Below are 22,361 nucleotides of genomic sequence, written 5' to 3'. Positions count from 1 at the left end.
ACCTGCCAAAGCTCGACTAGGCGCGGTGATCTCTGGTCGACACCCCGCGCGCATCTGGAGGGGTCGATGAACCAGCCCGGTATCGAGATCGCCGTCGTGGGACTGTCCTGCAGGCTGCCGGGCGCCGACGGCCCCGGTGCGCTGTGGGACCTGCTGCGCGGCGGCCGGGACGCGCTCACCGACCCGCCGCCGGGCAGGCCGGGTGCGAGGGGCGGTTACCTCGCCGACGTCGACGGGTTCGACGCGGACTTCTTCGCCGTCCCCGCCCGCCGCGCGAAGGCGATGGACCCGCAGCAACGCCTCCTGCTGGAACTGGCGTGGGAGGCGTTGGAGGACGCGGGCACGATTCCGGCTGCGCTGCGGGAGAAAGCGGTCGGGGTGTTCGTGGGCGCGATCGCCGACGACCACGCGAAGCTGGGCCACGAGATCGGCAGCCACACGCTGACCGGCACCAGCCGCGCCCTGATCGCCAACAACGTGTCGCACTTCCTGGGGTTGCGCGGCCCGAGCATGGTGGTGGACAGCGGGCAGTCTTCGTCACTGGTGGCGGTGCACCTCGCGGTGGAATCCCTGCTGCGCGGGGAGTCCGAGCTCGCGCTGGTCGGCGGGGTGCAGCTGAACCTGGGACGGGACGGAACGACGGTCGCCGACCGGTTCGGTGCCCTGTCTCCGGACGGGCGGTGCTTCACCTTCGACGCGCGTGCCAACGGGTTCGTCCGAGGCGAGGGCGGCGGCGTGGTCGTGCTCAAGCCGCTGGAACGGGCGCTGGCCGACGGCGACGTGCCGTACTGCGTCATCCGGGGCAGCGCGGTCAACAACGACGGCGCGAGCGCCACCCTGACCTCTCCGGACGTCGGGGCGCAGGAAGCGGTGCTGCGCGCGGCGTACGCACGGGCGGGGATCGCTCCGGGCGCGGTGGACTTCGTGGAACTGCACGGCACCGGCACGAAAGCGGGCGACCCGGTCGAGGCTGCGGCACTGGGCGCGGTGCTCGGAACGGCGCGCGGCGCGGACAGGCCGCTGCTGGTCGGGTCGGTCAAGACGAACGTCGGACACCTGGAGGGTGCGGCGGGGGTCGCCGGGCTGCTCAAGGCGGTGCTGGCGTTGCGGCACCAGGAGGTCCCGCCGAGCCTGAACTTCGAACGCCCCTCCCCCGACATCGACTTCGCCGCGACGAACCTGCGGGTGGCGCGCGAGGTGATCGAGCTTGAGGGGCCGGCGGTGGCCGGTGTGTCGTCGTTCGGTGTCGGCGGCACGAACTGCCACGTGGTGCTGACCTCGTGGGCCGCGCCCGAGCAACCAGAGTCCTCTGTGGATGGACCGGTGCCGTGGACGGTGTCCGGAACGAGCGAGGCCGCGGTGCGCGCGCAGGCGTTGGCACTGCTGGAGGTGGACGGCTCCCCCGCCGACATCGGGTTCTCGCTGGCCGGGTCGCGGACCGCCTTCACGCACCGCGCCGGTGTCGTCGGAGCGGACCTGGCGACGTTGCGGACGGGCCTGCGGGCGATCGTCGACGGCACCCCCGCGCCTGGCGTGACGCGCGGGTCCGACGCCGGGTCACCGCGGCCGGTGTTCGTCTTCCCCGGCCAAGGTTCGCAGTGGGTCGGGATGGGCCTGGACCTGCTGGACACGTGCCCGGCGTTCCGGGACCGGATGGCCGAGTGCGAGCAGGCGCTCTCGTCCTATGTGGACTGGTCGCTGACCGACGTGCTGGGCGACGCGGACGCACTCGCCAAGGTGGAGGTGCTGCAACCCGCGCTGTGGGCGGTGATGGTGTCGCTCGCGGCGGCGTGGTCGTCGTTCGGCGTACGACCGGCGGCGGTGGTCGGGCACTCGCAGGGCGAGATCGCGGCGGCGTGCGCGATCGGCGCCCTGTCCCTGGACGACGGGGCGCGGCTCATCACGCAGCGCAGCCGGATCGCCGCGGAACTGCTGGCCGACTCCGGGCGCATGGCGCACCTCGCGATGGGCGAGGAGCAGGTCGCCGAGTGGCTGACCGGCTACGAGGGACGGGTGACGGTCGCGGCGGTGAACGGGCCGTCGTCGGTGGTGGTGACCGGTGAGGTGGCGGCGACGGAGGACCTGGTCGCGGCGGTGTCCGCGACAGGGGTCAAGGCACGGCTGGTGAGTGCGGCCTACGCATCGCACTCGCCGCAGGTGGAACGCGCCCGCGAGCCGCTGCTGGCGGCGTTCGCTCCGGTCCGGCCGACCATTTCGGCTGTGCCGTTCCACTCGACGGTGACCGGCAGTGCGCTGGAAACCGCAGAACTGGACGCGGACTACTGGTACCGCAACAATCGCGAGCCGGTCGGTTTCCACGGCGTGGTGCGGCGGTTGCTGGACGAGCACGCGGTGTTCGTGGAGATGAGTCCGCACGCGGTGCTGGCAGGCTCCATCGAGGAGTCCGGTGGCGTGGCGATCGGGTCGCTGCGGCGGGACCAGGGCGGCCTGGAACGGCTGCTGCTGTCGGTGACGTCCGCGCACGCGCACGGCGTGGCGGTGGACTGGTCACCGGCCTTCCCCGGCGCGCACCGCGTCGCCCTGCCCACGTACGCCTTCCAACGCACTCTCCACGGTCGCGAGAAGTCCGCTCAGGGCACAGCGGCCGCGTTGCCCCGCAAGCTTTCCGGCCTGGGCGAACACGAACGCGGGCGCGTCGTCGCCGCCTGGGTTCGTGGGCAGGCCGCGGCAGTGCTCGGCGGGCCGGTCGACCCGGCGCGGACGTTCAAGGAGCAGGGCTTCGACTCGATGGCCGGGACGGAGCTGCGCAACCTGCTCAGCTCCGACACCGGACTCGCGCTGCCCACCACGGTCACGTTCAACCACCCGACCCCCGACCGGCTCGCCGCGCACCTCGATGCGGAACTGCGCGGCGTCGAGCCCGAGGTGACCGCCCGGCCGAGTGCGCCGCTGGACGACGACCCGGTGGTCGTCGTCGGCATGGCGTGCAGGCTTCCCGGCGACGTCCGCTCTCCCGACGACCTGTGGCGGCTGCTCCTCGACGGCGGCGACGCGCTGTCCGGGTTCCCGGCCGACCGGGGCTGGGACCTCGGCGATCTGCCGGGACGGGGCGGTTTCCTGCACGACGCCGCCGACTTCGACGCCGGGTTCTTCGGGATCAGCCCGCGGGAGGCGCGGTCGATGGACCCACAGCAGCGACTGCTGCTGGAGACCTCCTGGGAGGCGATGGAACGCGCCGGGCTCGACCCGGCGGTGGTCGACGGCGACGAGGTGGGCGTGTTCGTCGGCGCGATGCACCAGGACTACGGGCCGGGCCTGCGCGCGGACGACGGCGGGTTCGCGCTGACCGGGACGTCGGCGAGTGTCCTCTCCGGACGGTTGGCCTACCAGTTCGGGTTCCGCGGACCGACGATGACCGTGGACACCGCGTGCTCGTCGTCGTTGGTGGCGCTGCATCAGGCGGCGCTGGCGCTGCGGGCGGGCGAGTGCGCCACGGCGTTGGTCGGCGGCGTGACGGTGATGTCCGAGCCGAGCCTGTTCGCCGAGTTCGCCCGGCAGGGCGGGCTGTCGCCGACGGGTCGGTGCGGCTCGTTCTCCGCCGACGCCGACGGCACCGCGTGGTCCGAGGGCGTCGGAGTGCTGGTGCTGCAACGACTGTCGGAGGCGCGGCGACTCGGGTCGGACGTGCTGGCGGTCGTGCGGTCCAGCGCGGTGAACTCCGACGGCGCGTCGAACGGCCTGACCGCGCCGAACGGGCTCGCCCAGGAGGCGGTGATCCGGCGTGCGCTCGCGGCGGGTGGGTTGTCCCCGGCCGACGTGGACGCGGTGGAGGCGCACGGCACCGGAACGGTGCTGGGCGACCCGATCGAGGCTCACGCGCTGTTGGCGACCTACGGCCGTGATCGCGAGGGGCAGCCGCTGCTGCTGGGGTCGGTGAAGTCGAACCTGGGGCACGCGCAGGCCGCGGCGGGCGTGGTCGGCGTGATCAAGACGGTGCTCGCGTTGCGGCACGGGTTGCTGCCGAAGACGGTGCACGTCAGCGAGCCGACGCCGAAGGTGGACTGGGCTGCGGGCGGGGTGGCGCTGCTGACGGAGGCGGTGGCGTGGCCGGAGACCGGGCGGGCGCGACGGGCGGGCGTGTCGTCGTTCGGGATCAGCGGCACGAACGCGCACGCGATCATCGAACAGGCTCCGCCCGCTGAGGTACTGCCTGCCGAGGTGCCGAGCCTGGTGGACGCGCCGTTGGTGCTCTCCGGCAAGGACGCGGCGGCCGTGCGGGACCTGGCACGGGAGTTGCTGCCGCTCGTCGGGACCGTCGAACCCGCGGATCTCGCGTGGTCGTTGGCGAAGCGGCACCGGTTCGAGCACCGCGCGGTCGTCGTGGGTGACGCACGAACGGGGCTCGCGGCGGTGGCCGACGGGGCACCGGGCGTCATCGAGGGCGTGGCACGGGCGGACGGACTGCTCGGCGTCGTGTTCGCCGGACAGGGGGCGCAGCGCGTCGGGATGGGCGTGGAGCTGCGCAACCGCTTTCCGGTCTTCGCCGAAGCGCTCGACCAGGTGCTGGACGTCGTGGGCAGGCCGGTGTGGGACGCCGTGGTCAGCGGGGAGGGACTGGATCGGACGGAGTTCGCCCAGCCCGCGCTGTTCGCCGTGGAGGTGGCGCTGTACCGGCTGATCGAGTGGTGGGGCGTGCGCGCCGACGTCGTGGTCGGGCATTCGGTCGGCGAGATCGCGGCGGCGCACGTGGCCGGCGTGCTGTCCCTGGAGGACGCGGGTGCGCTGGTCACCGCGCGCGGCCGGCTGATGCAGGCGCTGCCCGCCCAGGGCGCGATGGTGGCGATCCGGGCGAGCGAGGACGAGGTGCGCCCGCTGCTGACTTCCGGTGTGGCCATCGCGGCGGTGAACGGGCCAGGCGCGGTGGTGGTGTCCGGGGTCGAGGCGGAGGTGCTGGCACTCGCCGAGCGCTTCACCGGCCGTTCGCAACGGTTGCGGGTCAGCCACGCGTTCCACTCCCCCGCCATGGACGGGATGCTCGACGCGTTCGCCGAGGTGGCGGGCCGGTGCACGTTCCACCCACCGGCCATCCCGGTCGTGTCCACGGTCACCGGCGAGCCCGGCGATCTGTCCACATCGGACTACTGGGTGCGGCAGGTGCGCGAGGCGGTGCGGTTCGCCGACGCGGTGACCGCGATGGGAGACGCCGGGGTGACCCGGTTCCTCGAACTCGGGCCGGACGGCGGCCTCACCGCACACACCCAGGACAGCGCACCGACGGCGTTGGTGGTGCCCGCGCTGCGCAAGGACCGCGGCGAGGAAGAGGCGTTGCTGACGGCGGTCGCGCGCTTGCACACCGACGGCGTCGACGTGCGTTGGGACGCGCTCGTGCCGAACGGCAGGCGGATCGAGCTGCCCACGTACCCGTTCCAGCGCAACCGCTACTGGTTCGATTCGTCCGATGTGGACGGCAGGGTGCTGCGCCAGGACTGGCAGCCGGTGCCGTCCGGGCCGGAGCTGGCGGTCAGCGACTTCGACGCCGTGCTGGCGCAGGACGGTCCGTTCCCGAACGCCGTGCTGGTTCCGGTGGACTCGCCTGAGCTGCCGGTGCTGCAGGCCGTCCGGGCCGTCACCACACGTGTGCTCGCCCAAATCCAGACCTGGCTCGACGACGCCAGGACCGCGCGCTCGAAGCTGGTGTTCCGCACCAACGGCGCCACGGACCTCGCCGCTGCGGCGGCGTGGGGTCTGGTGCGGGCCGCGCAGGACGAGCACCCAGGCCGGTTCGCGTTGATCGACACCGACGGCCCCACCCCGCTGACCGGCGAACCCGAGATCGTCGTGCGTGACGGTGCACCGCGTGCGCTGCGCCTGGTCGAGGCGCGCGCCCGAGGTGCAGTGACGTGGTCGGGTACCACGCTGATCACCGGTGGGACGGGGGCGCTCGGCGCTCTGCTGGCCCGCCACCTCGTGACCCGGCACGGCCTCCGCGACCTGGTGCTGGTCAGCAGGCGGGGCCTGGACGCCCCGTCGGCGGGCGCACTCGCCGACGAACTGACCGCCCTCGGAGCTCGCGTGCGGGTCGTGGCCTGCGACGTCGCCGACCGCGCCGCCGCCGCTCGACTGATCGACGACATCCCTGACCTCGCGGCAGTTGTGCACACCGCCGGAACCCTCGACGCCGGCGTCGTCTCGTCGATGACCCCGGCGAAGCTCGACACCGTGTTGCGCCCCAAGGCCGACGCCGCCTGGCACCTGCACGAGCTGACGAAGGACCGCGAGCTGTCCGCGTTCGTGCTGTACTCGTCGTTCCTGGGCACGGTCGGCGGGGCGGGCGAGGGGAACTACGCCGCCGCGAACGCGTTCCTCGACGCACTCGCGCAGCACCGCCGCGGCCTCGGCCTGCCCGCCGTGTCGCTGGCCTGGGGTCTGTGGGACGCCGGGATGGTGGCCTCGGCCGACGTCGGCAGGCTGGCCAGGGTCGGGCTGCTGCCGATGTCGCCCGACCTCGGCCTCCGCCTGTTCGACACCGCTTTGGGCACCGGCGCGGCCGTCGCCTACCCGGCGCGCGTCGACACCGTGGCGCTGGCTGCGGCACGCGGCGTCGTCCGTGCCGAACCGGCCTCCGCGCGCGTGACCGACCGCACCGCGCTGCTCGAACTCGTGCGTGGCGAGGCCGCCGCAGTGCTCGGGCACGCTTCGATCGACGGGATCGCCGCCGGGAAGTCCTTCCACGACTTGGGTTTCCAGTCCGTCACCGCGTTGGAGCTGCGCAACCGGCTGGCCGCGAGCACCGGGCTGACGTTGCCCAGCTCGGTCGTCTACGACTACCCGAGCCCGCGCGACCTGGCCGAGCACCTGGCCGCCCGGCTCGCGGGCGACGACGCGGAGATCGTCGCCGACCACGACGCTCCGGCCGACGAGCCGATCGCGATCATCGGCATGAGCTGCCGCTTCCCCGGCGGCGTCAGCACTCCGGAACAGCTGTGGGACCTGGTCACCGCGGGCGGGGACGCGATCAGCCCGTTCCCCACCGATCGCGGCTGGAACCCCGCGCTGCACCACCCCGACCCCGACCGGCCGGGCACCACCTACACGACCGGCGGTGGCTTCCTCGACGACGCCGCCGGGTTCGACGCGGCGTTCTTCGGCATCTCCCCCAAGGAGGCGCTGTCGATGGACCCGCAGCAGCGGTTGCTGCTGGAGACCTCGTGGGAGGCGTTCGAGCGGGCGGGCATCGACCCGGCGACCGTGCGCGGCAACAGCGTCGGAACGTACATCGGCTCCAGTCATCAGGCGTACGGCGGGAACGAGGACGGCGCGGAGGGGTACCGCACCATCGGCACCCACCCGAGTCTGCTGTCCGGACGCATCGCCTACGCGCTCGGGCTGAACGGACCCGCGCTCACCGTGGACACGGCGTGCTCGTCTTCGTTGGTGGCACTGCACCTGGCGTGCCGGTCGCTGCGCTCCGGGGAGAGTTCGCTGGCGCTGGCCGGTGGTGCGACCGTACTGGCCGACCCGGACGTGTTCGTCTCCTTCGGACGGCAGCGCGTGCTCGCTCCGGACGGGCGGTGCAAGGCGTTCTCCGCCGAAGCCGACGGCATGACGTTCGCCGAGGGCGTCGGGGTGCTCCTGCTGGCCCGCCTGTCCGACGCGGTGCGCGACGGGCATCCGGTGCTGGCGGTGGTCCGCGGTTCGGCGGTGAACTCCGACGGCGCGTCCAACGGGCTCACCGCGCCCAGCGGCCCAGCCCAGCAACGGGTGATCCGCGCGGCGCTGGCCGACGCGGGCCTGGCCGCCGAGCAGGTCGACGCGGTGGAGGCGCACGGCACCGGAACGGTGCTGGGTGACCCGATCGAGGCGGGCGCGCTGATCGCGACCTACGGGCGGGAGCGGGAACGGCCGCTGCTGCTGGGGTCGGTGAAGTCCAACATCGGGCACACGCAGTCCGCGGCGGGCGTCGCGGGCGTCATCAAGATGGTGCTGGCGATGCGGCACGGAACCCTGCCCCGGACCTTGCACGCCACCGAACCCACCGCGAAGGTCGACTGGTCGGCGGGAACGGTCGCGCTGCTCACCGAGGAACGCTCGTGGCCCGCGACCGGGGCGCCGCGTCGCTGCGCGGTGTCGTCGTTCGGGATCAGCGGCACGAACGCCCACGCCGTCCTCGAGCAGGCCCCGGTCATGCCGGAAACCGTTGTGCCGCAGCCAGTTGTACCGGAACCCGTGGCGTGGACGGTGTCAGGGCGGACGGCGGAGGCGTTGCGGGAGCAGGCCGGGGCGTTGCTCGCCCACGTCGATGCCCGGCCGGAGTTGGCTGCTGCCGACCTGGGGTGGTCGTTGACGGCGGCGCGGACGGCGTTCGAACACCGGGCGGTCGTCGTCGGGACCGAGCGGGCCGAGTTGCGCCGTGGGCTGGCGGCGTTGGCCGAGGGGAAGGCTGATCCCTCGGTGGTGCGGGCCGTTTCCCGCGAACGTGGTGGGCCGGTGTTCGTCTTCGCCGGTCAGGACGCGTTCTGGGTGGGGATGGCGCGCGAGTTGCTGGCGTCGTCGCCGGTGTTCGCGGCGAGGATGAGCGAGTGCGCCGCCGCGTTGGCACCGTTGGTGGACTGGTCACTCCTGGCGGTGGCGCGCGGTGACGAGGATGCGCCGCCTGCCACGCGGGTCGACGTCCTCCAGCCGTTGCTGTGGGCGGTCATGGTGTCGATGGCGGAACTGTGGCGTGCGCACGGCGTGGAACCCGCTGCTGTGGTGGGACATTCGCAAGGCGAGATCGCGGCGGCCTGCGTGGCGGGAGCACTGTCCCTTGAGGACGGTGCGCGGATCTCGGCGTTGCGCAGCAAGCTGATCCGGCGACGGATGTCGGGAACCGGCGGCATGATGTCGGTGATGGAGTCGGTCGACGTGGTGCGGCCGCTGCTCGGGCCGGTGGACGTCGCGGCGGTCAACGGGCCGCGCACGGTCACCGTGTCCGGGTCCTCCGACGACCTGGACGCGTTGGAGCGGCGGCTGTCGAAGGCCGGGGTGCCGCGCTGGCGGCTGGCCGGGGTCGACTTCCCCGCGCACTCCGCGCACGTCGCCGAACTGGAAAGCGAACTGCTGGACCTGCTCGCCGGGGTGCGGCCGCGCGCATCTTCGGTTCCGTTCTACTCCACGGTGTCCGGTGGTCCGGTCGACACCGCTGCGTTGGATGCCGGCTACTGGTACCTCAACCTGCGCCAGCCGGTCGCGTTCGCCGACGCGGTGTCCGCGCTGCTGGCCGACGGGTACACGACGTTCGTGGAGTCGAGTGCGCATCCGGTGCTGTCGGCGGGCATCCACGACATCGCCGAGGACGCCGGGATCGAGGTCACCGCGATCGGCTCGGTGCGCCGCGACGACGCCGGACCGGACCGGTTCCTGCGCTCGTTGGGCGAGGCCCACGCGCACGGCGTCGACGTCGACTGGGCAACGGTGTTCCCGGGCGCGCGGAAGGTCGATCTGCCCACGTATTCGTTCCAGCGCGAGCGGTTCTGGGCCGTGGCCACGCCGCGTCGGTCCGATGTGGACGATTGGTGGTACCGGGCTCACTGGACTTCCGTGCCCACGCCCGATGACGTGGCACTGAGCGGGACCTGGTTGCTGGTCGGGCCCGCGGACGACGAGGTGGTGGCCAGTCTGCTGGCCCACGGCGCGAAGGTGCGGCACTCCACCCTGGAAGCCGGCGAGGCGTTGGACCTCCCGGACGACCTCACCGGCGTCGCCTCGACTCTCGCCGCTGACCAGACGATCGCTCTGATCCAGGAACTCGTGCGTCTCGACGTGAGTGCCCCGGTCTGGGCGCTGACCCGAGGCGCGGTCGGCACCGGCCCCGACGACCCGGTGCGCGACCCACGTCAGGCGCGTGTGCTGGGCGTCGGGTGGACTGCGGCACTGGAGCACCCGGCGTTGTGGGGTGGCACAGTCGACCTCCCGCCGATCGTGGACAGCCAGGTCGGTGGCCTGCTCGCCGCCGTGCTGTCCGGTGCCACGGGCGAAGACCAGACCGCGGTGCGGCCGCGCGGCGTCCTGGCCCGTCGGCTCCATCACGCTCCTGCTCCCGTCCGGCGTTGGTCGCCGGGTGGAACCGCGTTGGTGGTCGGCGACGGCGCGCTCGGCCTGGAGGTCGACCGCTGGTTGGCCGACGCCGGCGCGGACCACGTCGAGATCGTCAGTGGCGTGGACGCCGGTGGGCTTGAGGCCGTGATCGCTCGGTTGTCGGAGGAGGGGCGGCCGGTGCGGTCGGTGTTCCACGTCGGCGGGGAGGTCGCGCTCGGGCCGTTGGTGGAGGTTGCTGCCGACGGTGTCGAGGCGGCTGTCGCCGCGAAGGTCGAGCTGGCGCACGCGCTTGATCGGCTCGTCGGGGAGGTGGATGCGTTCGTCGTGTTCACGTCCACGACCGGGGTGTGGGGTGCGGGTGGGCACGCGGTGCTCGCCGGGGCCGACGCGGAACTGGTCGCGCTCGCCGAGAGTCGGCGGGGGCGCGGGCTCGCGGCCACTGCGGTGGCGTGGGGGCTGTGGGACGTGCAGCGGTCCGGGGGTGCCGAGGACGATCGGCTGGTGCGGGGTGGGCTCGGGTTCCTGCCTGCCGAGCGGGCGTTGGACTGTCTGGCCGGGGCTATCGCTTCGGGTGATCCCGCGGTGGTGGTCGCGGACGTGGCTTGGGAGCGCTATCTGCCCGCGTTCACCGTGGCCCGGCCCAGCCCGCTGCTCTCTCCGTTCGCTGAGGCACAGGAGCCCGTTGCCGAGGTGCGACTGCCGCAGCTCAGCCCGGCTGAGCGGAGGCGGCACCTCGTCGAACTGGTGCGCGCCGAAGCCGCTGCCGCGTTGGGGCACGCCACCGCCGAGTCGATCGACGCGGCAACTCCGTTCCGTGCCTTGGGGTTCGACTCGTTGATCGCCATCGACCTGCGCACCCGGCTGGTCGCCGCGACCGGGGTGTCGTTGCCCACGGCGGCGGTGCTCGCGCATCCGACGCCGTCGGCTCTCGCCGAGCACCTGCTCACCCTGGTCGACAGCGGCGCCGAGCCGCGCACCGACCTGGTCGCGACGTTGCACCGGCAGGCCGTCGAGGCCGGAAACCACGACGGCGCGGAGGCGTTGCTGCTGTCCGTGGCGGCGTTGCGGCCCACCTTCGCCCGCGGCGAGTGGACCGTGACGGCCGACCGGCTGCGCGCGGGTTCCGGCGGTCCCAGGCTGGTGTGCGTCGCGCCGATCGTGCCGATCACCGGCCCGCACGCCCACTACGGCCTGGCCGAGGCGTTCCCGGACGACTGGGCGGTCGACTCGCTCACCCCGCCGGGGTTCGCCGAGGGCGAGCCGCTTCCTGCCGACCGCGACGCCCTGATCACCGCTCTCGCCGACGCGGTGACGGGCTCGGAACCGTTGGTGCTGCTGGGGATCTCCTCCGGCGGTGTCCTCGCTCACGAGGTCGCGCACCGCCTCGCCGCGGCCGGGCGGGAGGTGCGGGCGGTCGTGCTGGTCGACACCTACCTGCTCGACAGTCCCGCCAAGAAGGCGTTGCACCCGGCCCTGTGGCGCGGGCTCTTCGAGCGCGAGCACGTCGTCGACGGGTTCGACGGGACCCGGCTCTCGGCATTCGCCTGGGCCGAGCGCCTGCTGCTCGACTGGCGGCCCGCTCCAGGTCTGCTCACCGTGCTGGTCCGCGCGGGCGAGCCGCTCGGCGGTCTCGCCGGGGACTGGCGCACCGACCTGCCGGGCGTTCCCGCGTTCGTCGACGTCGACGGGGACCACTTCACCATGGTCGAGCAACACCTGAGTGCCACCGTCGGTGTCATCCGGGACCGGCTCGACGCGCTGACCGACGACGCGAGGACCCCACGATGACCGCACTGCACCGCATCGGCAAGCACACCCTCGTGTCGCTCGACGGCGACGGACGCTGGGCGCGCGGCAGCAGCGCCGTCGTGCACGACGGCGACGAGGGGTTGCTCGTCAACGCCCGCCGCGACCGCGCGCACACCGAGCAACTGCTGGACGCCGTTCGTTCCGCCCTCCCGCACGTCCACATCGGACACTTGGTGGTGACCGACGCCGCCGTGCACCGGCACGGCGGGCACGCCGCGGTGGCCGGGGCCGAGGCGCACGTCAGCACCCGCGTCGCGGCCGAGATCGCCGCCGACCCCGGCCCGGTGACCGCCGAGCCGAACTCGTTGCTGGACAACCATCTGCGCCGCACGCTCGCCGGGTTCGACCTGTCGGAGCCGGGTTTCGCTCCCAGCACGCCCTTCGAGAGCTGCACGACGGTCAAGCTGGGCACCGTGCCGGTCGAGTTGATCGACCTCGGCCCCGCCCACAGCGCGGGCGACACCGTCGTGTGGTTGCCCGACGACGAAACCCTGATCACCGGCGACCTGCTCTGCCCCGGCACCCACCCCGCGCAGTGGTCGGGTTCCACCGCCCGCTGGCACGCGGTGTGTGCGGAACTCGCGTCGATGCGCCCCGCCGTCGTGGTGCCCGGCCGCGGCCCGGTGACCACCGTCGCCGGAATCCTCGACTTCCGCAACTACCTGGAGCACCTGCTGGTCGAGACCCGCCGCCGCTTCGACCGCGGCATGCCGGTGGAGGAAACCGCCGTCGACCTGCCGATGTGGCGCTGGGCGGACTGGGCGTGCCCGGAGCACCTGGCGATCACGGTCGCGCACCTTTACCAGGAGTTCGGCGGCGCCCCGACCCCGCGCTCCTCGGCGCTCACCCTGGCCGCCGAGATCGCCGAGGGCATGCGCCGCCCACCGCGGCTGCGCCCGTACGCCCCCGCAGACCGCGACCCGGTCACCGACGAACGGCTGGCGCTCACCGAGGGGGCGAGCGCGATCTGGGACGAACACCGCGCGCAGACCCCGAACATCCTGCTGACCCTGGTGCGCCACCCGCACCTCTACGAACAGACCGTGCCGATCGCCCGAGGCGTGGTGACCGGGGTGCTGCCCGCGCGCGACCGGGAGATCGTGATCCTGCGTGGCGCCTGGAACTGCGTCGCGGCCTACCAGTGGAACCACCACCTGCCCATCGCCGCCGCCGCGGGCCTGTCCGCCACCGAGATCGACGCCCTGTCCCATCCGGTCGGCGCTGGAAGGTGGTCGCCTCGTGAGCAGCTGCTGATCACCGCGCTGGACGAGTTGCACGCGCAATCCACCATCTGCGACGCCACCTGGCGGGACCTGGCCGCGCACTACTCGCCGGTGGAGCTGATCGAGCTGGTCACGTTGTGCGGCGAGTACCGCAAGATCTCGTTCCAGATCAACGCGTGGCGCGTGTCGCAGGAGCCGTGGGCGGGGCCGATCCGGCTGCCCAGCGGGTGGCCCCGGTGAGGCTGAGCCGATCGCGGTAGCGGAACCGGTCGTTCTCGTCCGCCGGGAGCGGGTCGCCGGCTTCAGACAGACCGCATGGCGGCCGCCATCGTCACCTGGCTCTGCTCCAGCGCGGTGGCACCGTCCTCCACGTCCCACAGGCAGTTCTGCAGCACCCGTCCCAACGTCCACCCGGCGGCCCGGTCGCGGTCGAGGCCCAGCTCGGCGGTGAGCAGGTCGAAGCGCCGCCGCACCACCCGAATCGGGTCGGCGGTCACGGCATCCCACTCGCTGTTCAACGCAGGCCACAGGTCGAAGCCCGGATCGCCGGCCAGCGGTTCCGGGTCGATCGCCAGCCACGGCTCACGTTCCGCGGCGAGCACGTTGCCGTAGTGCAGGTCCCAGTGCAGGAGGCGATCGCCGGGTTCGCCGGCCAGTTCGGCAACCGCCGCGGCACACGAGCTCAGCAGCGCCCGGTCCGCCGGGTTGGGCAGCGCGGCGCTCGCTTCGGGCGTCTGCGCCAGCATCTCGGCCGCGATCTCACCGAGTTTCGGCACATCGCGTGGCGCGGTCACCGATGTGAGCCTGCGCATCAGCCCTGCGAGCACGGTCATCGCTTCGTCGTCGTTCTCGACGTCCGCGAGGGTGCGCGCATCGTCGAGCCGTTCCAGCAGCATCGCGCAGGTCTCCGGATCGCTGTCGAGCAACCGCACGATGCCCGCGCCGTCCCAGACCCGCAGGCCGATCAACGCGGCCCTCGTCTCGGTCTTGGGCATCTGCAACCGCAGCGCGGCGCGTCCGCCGGCGCCGAGGACCGGCAGCACCAGTGCCGCTTCTCCGGAACGCGGCTGCCCGTCCGGCTTCAGCGCCCATTCGTCCAGGAAGCGGTCGACCAGTTCCGGCAGCGCCTCGATCCACTCCCGCTCGGCCTCGCCGCCGTTCTTGCGGTACGAGGTGGCCAGATCGGCCGGGACGTCGATGCGCGTCAAGTGGGAACTCCCCTGCGGTGTCCTGGGCTGCCCTGCGGACGGGCGCTTGGCCACGCCACAGCCTAGGGAGCCACCGATGCGCTCCACCACCGCAATGTTCGCCCTGAGCACTGCCGCGCGGTAGCTCCACCGGCTCACAAGGCCGTCCGACCGGGTGTCGCATCGATCAGGATGTCTCTACAGAAAGTAGCAACACCTCCTTCGGTCGGCCCGGTTCGTCATCCGTTCGGCCCACTCGTTCTCTACTCACCGCCAGATGCCGAGGCGATCACTGGGCCAGTCGCGGTCACTTGCCGTGAGAGCGGTTTCACGCCTCGACGATTGGTCCATACCTATTGCCGTAGTCCACACGGGATCGGTCGTATCGCGCACGACCGGCATGACAAGAGGAGTTCCGAATGTCGACACCCCGGTTCCTGAAGCGCGCCGGAGTGGCCGTGGCCGCGCTCGTCGCCACCACCGGCGCACTGGTGCTGCCCGCCACGACCTCGTCAGCCCAACCGTCCACAGCGGACGCTTCCTTCGTGGTGAGCGAGGCCCAGTTCGACCAGATCTTCCCCGGCCGCAACAGCTTCTACACCTACAGCGGCCTGACGGCGGCGCTCGACGCCTACCCCGGCTTCGCCAACACCGGCGACGACACGGTGAAGAAGCAGGAAGCCGCGGCCTTCCTGGCCAACGTGAACCACGAGACCGGCGGCCTCGTCCACATCGTGGAGCAGAACCAGGCCAACTACCCGCATTACTGCGACGCCGGCCAGCCCTACGGCTGTCCTGCGGGCCAGGCCGCCTACTACGGCCGCGGACCGATCCAGCTGAGCTGGAACTTCAACTACAAGGCGGCCGGAGACAACCTCGGCATCGACCTTCTCGGCAACCCCTACCTCGTCGAGCAGGACGCGGCCGTCGCGTGGAAGACCGGCCTCTGGTACTGGAACACCCAGAGCGGCCCCGGCACGATGACCCCGCACGACGCGATGGTCAACGGCCGCGGGTTCGGTGAGACCATCCGCAGCATCAACGGCTCCATCGAGTGCAACGGCGGCAACCCGGCGCAGGTGCAGAGCCGGATCGACAAGTACACCCAGATCACCGGAATCCTCGGTGTCCCGACCGGTGACAACCTGTCCTGCTGACCCGAACGCGGCGCGAGGGCCTGCCCCGGTCTTCCGGGGCAGGCCCTCGCGCCGCACGGCTTCGCAACTCCGCCGAGCACTCAGCTGGCGGCCTGGAAGGCAGCCGGCACCGCTCAACTGGAGAACGAGCAGCAGTTGCACGAGCGTGATGTTCCAGCGGGCGGGGGATACGCTGCTCTGTGCCGGGTTGCCTGGCGAACTGCCTTGTCCGCCAAGGGATCTAGTTCGCAGCGCCGCCAGACGGACCTTTGACCTGGGGGGTCGAGCAGTCGACTCGGAGAGGCCGTTTCCGCGCAGGAAGGTTGAGCAAGTTCGATGATGCAGCAGGAGAACTCCGTCGTCCGGACGACGCCGGGTGACACGCGCACACCGTTGTTGGAGTCGTTCGACCACTGGGTGTCGCATCAGCCGGCCGCGGTGGCGGTCGAGCACGCGACTGCGAACTGGACTTACGCGCAGCTGGACGCGGCATCGGACGCGCTCGTGCAGGTGCTGGCCGATCACGTGGCACCGGGCGACCTGGTCGTGGTGGCGCTGGGCCGCAGTCCCGAACTCGTCGCGGCGGCGCTGGCCGTTCGCCGGCTCGGCGCCACCTATCTCGCGGTGAGCGACGCGAAGCGCTTGTCCACGCTGGCCGACGCGGACATCAGGCCACGTGCCGTCCTGAGCAGGCTCGGTGAGCTCGCGGAGCCGTTCACGACGGTCGCCGTGCCGGCAGGCGACGGGGTGGCGGTTCACCTCCACGATGCCGCGGCCGGTGATCCCGAGACGGCGTACGTCGTGTTGACGTCCGGTTCCACCGGCGTGCCGAAGCCGATCGCCGTCGCGGAGCCCTCCCTGCGCAACCTTTGTGCCTGGTGGCATGACATCAACGGGACTGGTGCGGGCAACCGCGTCGGCTTCGCGGTCGACGTCGCGTTCGATCCCCACCTGAAGGTCCTGTGGGGTGCGCTGACGACCGGTGCCGCGCTCTGCCTCGCGGCGGCGGAGGATCTCGAGGACCCCGCTCAGGTGCTCGAGTGGCTGGTTCGTTCCCGCATCACGGCGTGCGTGCTGCCCACCCCACTGGGCGAGATGGTGATCTCCCGTCCGTGGCCAGCAGAGACGGCGCTGCGCCACCTGTTCATCGGCGGTGACCGTCTGCGCGAGTGGCCCCACGAGACCGTCACCGCCGTGGTGCACAACGCTTACGGACCGGCGGAGTGCACGGTCATGGCGACCAGCTGCGATCTGGGTTCGGCTGACCGTTCGGCGGCCGTCACCCCGCCCATCGGCACCGCGATGCCCGGTGCCGATCTGTGCGTTGTGGACGGAGACCGGCAGGTGGTGCCGCGGGGCACCGCGGGCGAGTTGCTGATCGGCGGCGCCTGCCTGGCCACGGGCTATCTCGGCAGGCCGGAGTTGACGGCCGACCGGTTCGTGACGGCGACCGTCGACGGCGCCGGGCAACGCTGGTACCGCACGGGCGACTGGGTGGTCATGCGCCCGGATGGCGTGCTGGAGTACCTGGGGCGCAACGACAACCAGGTCAAGGTGAGCGGTGTCCGGGTCGAGCTCGACGGCGTCGAGGCACTTGCCGAACGGGTGAACGGTGTGCGACGCGCGGTGGTGCTCGCGCTGGGCAACGGCGCGGACACCCGCCTCGCCGCGTTCGTCCTCGCCGACGACCGGACGGTCTCCGCCGACGCGATGCGCGCCCACCTCGCCGAGTTCCTGCACCCCGCCGCGGTTCCTGGCGTGATCCGGTTCGTCGACGGCTTGCCACACAAGGAGAACGGCAAGATCGACCACGAAGCCCTGCGCGCACTGCTGCGGGACGGCACCGATGGCGAAGAGCCCGGCGTCACCACCGAGGCGGAACTGGCGGTGCTGCGCGCCTGCCGGGCGGTGCTGGGAGCCCAGCACGTCCCGCTGGACGTCAACTTCGTCGACATCGGCGGCTCGTCCCTCGTCGCGATGAGGATCGCTCAGCACCTCGAGCGGGCGATGGGAGTCAAGGTGCGGGCGCGCGACCTCTTCCTCAAGCCCACTCTGCGCGACCTCGCGGCGGCGCTCGCCGGCTGAACGGCGAACAGTCCGTGCCGCGCCCGGGAAGCCGGGCGCGGCACGGAGATCAGGACTTCGGTCGCGCGCCGACGACCTCGTGCGCGGGCGCCAGACGCACCCCGGCGAGCCGCAGCAACGGCGCCGTCATCATCGTGGTCGTGAGCGCGACGATGGTGAGCATCGAGAACAACCGCTGGTCGATCAGCCCGGCCTCGTAACCGACCTGCAGCACCACCAGCTCGGTGAGACCGCGGGCGTTGAGCAGCACACCGACCACAAAGGACTCCCGGCGGGGAAGACCGGAGAGCCGCGCGGCCAGGCCGGCACCCGCGACCTTCGTGACCACGGCGACGACGAAGAGCGCCAGGAGCAGCAGCACGGTCTCGCCGTTCAACCGCAACGACGTCAGGTCGACCTGAAAACCGAAGCACAGGAAGAAGAACGGCAGCAGGACACTGCGCGACGTGGCGATCAGCCCCTGCACGGCCGGAGTGCGACTCGTGGGCCACACCAGACCCACGAGCAGCGCACCGACCAGCTGATGCACGCCGAGCGCGGCGGTGACGAACGCCATCACGGTCACCACGACCACGAGCGGCGTGATCGTCCCGGTCAGCCGTGAGGACAGCGCCCGCGTGATCCTCGCGCGGGTCTTCCCGAACGCGAGCACGACGAGCAGAGCCACGACAACCGCGCTCACGGCGGTCCACCAGCCCTGCTCGGTGCCCTGCGCCACGGTCAGCGCCGCGGCCAGCAGCGCCCACCCGCCCACGTCACCGATCGCCGCGGCGAGCAGGCTCAGCCTGCCCACCGGGGAACCGGTGAGGTCGTGATCCTCCAGGATCCGGGCGAGCACGGGCATCGCGGTGATGCTGAACGCCGCGCCGACGAACAGGACCAGCGCGAGCTCGCTCCTCGCGGCGCCCTGGAAGCTGCCCGCGAACGAGAGCGCGAGGAGCACCCCACCCGCGAACGGGACGAACAGCGACGCTTGGCTCACCAGCACGGCCTGCCGGTTGTCCTGCACCGACCTGCTCGTGGCGATCTCCTGCCCCACGCCGAACATGAAGAGCACGAGCCCCAACTGGGCCAGGCCGTTGATCATGGATCGCACGCCGCCCGGCAGCAGCCATTCGCTGATGGCCGGGCTCAGCGCCCCGAGCAGCGACGGGCCGATGGCCAGCCCGGCGACGATCTCCCCGACCACCTTGGGCTGGCCCAGCCGGATCGCGAGCGCCCCGGCGCCGTGCGCCGCGACGAGGATCAACGCGACGCCCAGCAGGAACTTGGCCGCCACGTCCACTTCAGACCCGCACCCAGCCGAGACCGTCGTCCGACGGCACCAACCCGTCGTCGAACAACGGCAGTTCGCCGAGGGAGTCACTGCCGAACTGGGCCTGGGCCTGCACCTGGGCGCCCTGGCGCATGACGTCCTCGACGACGTCGGAGTGGAACAGCTGCCCGACGTCCTCCCCCGCCTCGGCGCTCGCGGTGTTGCCCAGTTCCTTCGACGCCGACTCGATCCGGGCACGCGTGGTGGACAGCACCGAGTCGTCGGACGCGACACCACCGACGAGCGTCGCGAACGACTGCAGCTCGTTGTCGCCCACGTTCACGACCTTCTTGGCACGCCAGAAGTACGAGTTCTCGTCGACGTGCATGTCGTAGAACGACACCAGGAACTCGTAGAACAACGAGTACTCGTGCCGGTAGCGCCGCTCGAACTCCGTGAACGCCTCGGCTTCCTCGATCTCGCCGGCCAGCACGCTGTTGATCGACCGGGCCGCGAGCAGCGCGCTGTAGGTGGCGAGGTGCACCCCGGAGGAGAACACCGGGTCCACGAAACAGGCGGCGTCGCCGACCAGCACCATGCCGTCCCGCCAGAACTTCGTGTTCAGGTAGGAGTAGTCCTTGCGGACCCGCACCTTGCCGTACGGTCCCTCGGTGATCCGGGGCGTGTCGCCGAGCAGGTCCTGCACCTCCGGGCACCGCTCGAGGAAATGCCGCAGCGCGGCTTCGGGATCGCCCTGCAGATCGGCCGCGTACTCCTTCGCCACCACGGCGCCGACGCTGGTGAGGTCGTCGCGCAACGGGATGTACCAGAACCAGCCTTCGTCGAACGCGATCGAGAAGATGTTGCCCGACTCCGGTTCCGGGAGCCGCTTGCCACCCTCGAAGTACCCGTAGATCGCGATGTTCTGGAAGAACTCGGAGAACTCCCGCGAACCGCCCGCCCGCTTGTGCAGCCTGCTGAGGTTCCCGGAGGCGTCCACCACGAACTTCGCGCTCACCTGCTGTTCGGCTCCGGCGGCGTCGCGGTACCGGACGCCGCTCACCCTGCCGGTCTCGTCGTCGACGACGTCGAGCACGGTGCAGTTCTCCCGGACGTCGGCCCCCTTGCGCGCGGCGTTCTTCAGCAGGATGTGGTCGAACTTCATCCGCTCCACCTGGTACGCGAACGAGGTCGGCCCTTCGAGGCGCGGCGACAACGCGAACGAGAACTTCCACGGTTCCGGGTTGGCACCCCAGCGGAACCTCCCCCCGCGTTTGACCGTGAAGCCGGCCGACACGAGTTCCTCGGTCAGGCCGAGAAGTCCGCAGATGCCGTGCACCGTGGCCGGCAACAGCGACTCACCGATCTGGTGGCGGGGAAAGGTCTCCTTCTCCAGCAGCAGAACGCGATGCCCGCGCATCGCGACCATGGTGGCGAGCGTCGACCCGCTGGGGCCGCCGCCGACGACCACGACGTCGAAGTCCTTGGTGTCCTCTGGGTTCTGCATCGAGGTCATCGTGATGCCTTCTGCTAGACGGGATCTGTGTTCAACGCGAAGAGGTCTCGTCCGCCGTCAGGCGATGCCGGCGGCCCGGCGCTCGAAGTCCGTGGCGAGCCGCGTCCAGCTCTCGGCGCAGCTGCTGGCGAGGCGGGCGACGAGGGGAAAGCAGTGCGGGGGCAGGGCCTCCACGAGGTCCTTCTGGTTGGTGTGGCTCACCGCGTGCAAGGTGAGAAGTCTCAGCAACGCGCGGCCTGCTTCGGTGAGGTTGACCGCCGGGTCCCTGCGCAGGCCTTCCAGCAGCCGCGCCGCGTCGGCCTCTTCCCGGCGCGGTGGGAGCGCGCACCGCGGTACCAGCTCCCGCACCGTCGCCGGTTCCGACCTGCTCCGCATTCCCTCGGGAACGGGATCCTCACCCCGCCGCAGCCGATCACGCACGTCCCTCGCCGTGCCGACCGAGATGCCGGCCGCCTCCGCCGCTTGCCGCAGCGTCGCACCGGGGTGCCGGGCGAACACCTCGCCGGCCTTCCTGCGGCCTTCAGCGCTGTTCAGCGGACGCACCCTGCCGTCCTTGCCCACGCGCACCGCGGAATGCGACGTCTGGTCCACCGACCTGCGCCGGATCGCCGCCACGGTCCTGGCGGCGACGCCGGTCGACGAGGCGATGGAACGATCGGACAGCGTGGGTTGCGCCGCCACCATCCGCGCGACGACCGACTCCCGTTCGGCCGGGGACAACGGCCACCTGGATCCGGCGACCTCACTGCGCTTCTCGAATTCGGCATCGGGATCACGCGGTTCTTGCACGAGAAACCACTCCCGTTCAGGTACGAGCGCGCCGAGGAGACGAATTGTCCGTCCGCTTCGCAACGCGGCGCTGCTCCGCCGAAGGACGACCCCCACCCTTTTTGACGTCGGCCAGAAGATTAGGTGAGGACAGGTCGCACCCGTACTGATAACCATCAGGAGCGCGGGCCGGCGAGGTCAGACGCGCACGCCGCGGCTCAGCTCGAGCACGGACGCGACCTCGTCGACGTCCTTGGCGGACGAGTTGAACCTGCGCACGCCCCGACCTGCGAGTTCGTCGATTCTCGAGGACACCTCCGCAGGCGTTCCAGCGATGACGAACCTGTCCATCAGGTAGTCGCGCACCCCCAGGTCCGAAGCCAGCCTGCGGTAGTCCCGCACCTGCTCGGCGGTCGAGCTCCCGTGGTTCCGCAGATCGTACGCCCGGCCCAACTCGAAGATTCCGCGCTGATATTTCTCGGGGACGAACTTTCCCTTCATCCCGAACCGGGAGAAGTGGTGGGCGAACGATCCCAGCAGCCATTCAGCCTGGTCCACGGCCACCCCGGGAACGTCGTCGACGTACATTCCACCTGAATTCCACGTCAGCAGCAGGTCCTCGACCCGCCCGCCGACGCGCGCGCGAACGTCGGCGATGACGTTCATCACCGGTTCCACGACGTCCGCGCTGTGGCCCAGGCCGAGGATCAGCCCGTCACCCAGTTCGGCCCCCAGTTCGAGGGAACGCCGGCCGTGGGCCGCGAGGTAGATCGGAATCCTCCCGCGGGGCCGGACGGAAATGCGATAGGTCTTCCCGTCGATCTCGGTCCGACCCGACTCGAGGAGTTCTCGAACGGCGATCACGAACGCCTTCAGATCCGCGATCGTGCTCGCACAGCCGTTGAGGTTGTAGACCCCGCTGTCCCCTGTTCCGACACCGAGGTACACCCCTCCCTCAGCCGCCTGGCTGAGGGAGGCGATGGCGTTCGCGGTCACCACGACGTGCCTGGTGACCGGATTCGTCACGCACACACCGATCGGAACGGACCTGATCTCCCGGGACAGCACGCCCAACGCCACCCACGGATCCAGATAGAGCGCGGGCGAATCCCAGAGTCCGATCTGCTCCGCCCCCAGGAGTTCGGCCTTCCGGGCGATGCGCACGGCCTGGTCCACCGATGACGGGTTGATCGCCACCTCGACTTCGAATTTGCGCATGCCACCGCTTTCGCTTCGAAATGGGAAAAGACTATCGATTCGGGTGGGGAAGTCGTCCTGGCGAAAGTCAGGGCGTGGACGACACGCCCGTTCCGCACCTGCGAGGTGTTAGGACCGGGGCAGCAC

General features: G+C 71.4%; 9 protein-coding genes. 4 read left to right on the top strand and 5 right to left on the bottom strand.

The features are described 5' to 3' along the window. Window positions 1-66: 66 nt before the first annotated feature. A complete protein-coding gene (locus tag JNUCC0626_RS47185) occupies window positions 67-11,826 on the top strand; it encodes an SDR family NAD(P)-dependent oxidoreductase (protein WP_394617122.1) in 11,760 nt (3,919 codons plus the stop codon). Further along, a complete protein-coding gene (locus JNUCC0626_RS47180) occupies window positions 11,823-13,310 on the top strand; it encodes a carboxymuconolactone decarboxylase family protein (RefSeq protein ID WP_394617121.1) in 1,488 nt (495 codons plus the stop codon). The genes JNUCC0626_RS47185 and JNUCC0626_RS47180 overlap by 4 nt, the downstream gene beginning before the upstream one ends. Window positions 13,311-13,372: 62 nt before the next feature. Here JNUCC0626_RS47180 and JNUCC0626_RS47175 read toward each other — a convergent pair whose 3' ends face one another. Next, entirely contained in the window at window positions 13,373-14,278 is a 906-nt protein-coding gene (locus JNUCC0626_RS47175; protein ID WP_394617120.1) for an aminoglycoside phosphotransferase family protein, read from the bottom strand. A gap of 398 nt (window positions 14,279-14,676) precedes the next feature. Here JNUCC0626_RS47175 and JNUCC0626_RS47170 point away from each other — a divergent pair, with 398 nt between their 5' ends. Next, window positions 14,677-15,414 carry a chitinase gene (locus JNUCC0626_RS47170; protein ID WP_394617119.1) on the top strand — a complete coding sequence of 246 codons (738 nt, stop codon included), beginning with the start codon at window positions 14,677-14,679 and terminating at the stop codon, window positions 15,412-15,414. Window positions 15,415-15,729: 315 nt separating this feature from the next. Then, a complete protein-coding gene (locus tag JNUCC0626_RS47165) occupies window positions 15,730-17,478 on the top strand; it encodes a non-ribosomal peptide synthetase (protein ID WP_394617118.1) in 1,749 nt (582 codons plus the stop codon). 49 nt (window positions 17,479-17,527) lie between these two features. Here JNUCC0626_RS47165 and JNUCC0626_RS47160 read toward each other — a convergent pair whose 3' ends face one another. The 4 genes from JNUCC0626_RS47160 to JNUCC0626_RS47145 all read right to left on the bottom strand — a co-directional run bounded on the left by JNUCC0626_RS47160 (window position 17,528) and on the right by JNUCC0626_RS47145 (window position 22,235). Further along, complete coding sequence (locus JNUCC0626_RS47160) at window positions 17,528-18,757, bottom strand: cation:proton antiporter (RefSeq protein ID WP_394617117.1); 1,230 nt, start codon at window positions 18,755-18,757, stop codon at window positions 17,528-17,530. A gap of 7 nt (window positions 18,758-18,764) precedes the next feature. Beyond that, on the bottom strand, window positions 18,765-20,240 hold the full coding sequence (locus JNUCC0626_RS47155) for a tryptophan 7-halogenase (protein ID WP_394617116.1): 1,476 nt from the start codon (window positions 20,238-20,240) through the stop codon (window positions 18,765-18,767). A gap of 66 nt (window positions 20,241-20,306) precedes the next feature. Further along, the gene (locus tag JNUCC0626_RS47150) at window positions 20,307-20,969 is read right to left on the bottom strand and encodes a streptomycin biosynthesis regulator (RefSeq protein WP_394617115.1); all 663 of its coding nucleotides are present in this window, start codon (window positions 20,967-20,969) and stop codon (window positions 20,307-20,309) included. A gap of 246 nt (window positions 20,970-21,215) precedes the next feature. Next, a complete protein-coding gene (locus tag JNUCC0626_RS47145; protein ID WP_394617114.1) occupies window positions 21,216-22,235 on the bottom strand; it encodes an LLM class flavin-dependent oxidoreductase in 1,020 nt (339 codons plus the stop codon). Window positions 22,236-22,361 lie beyond the last annotated feature (126 nt).

Source organism: Lentzea sp. JNUCC 0626, assembly GCF_043632865.1.
GTDB lineage: Bacteria > Actinomycetota > Actinomycetes > Mycobacteriales > Pseudonocardiaceae > Lentzea.
This window is presented reverse-complemented; position numbering and strand designations above follow the sequence as displayed.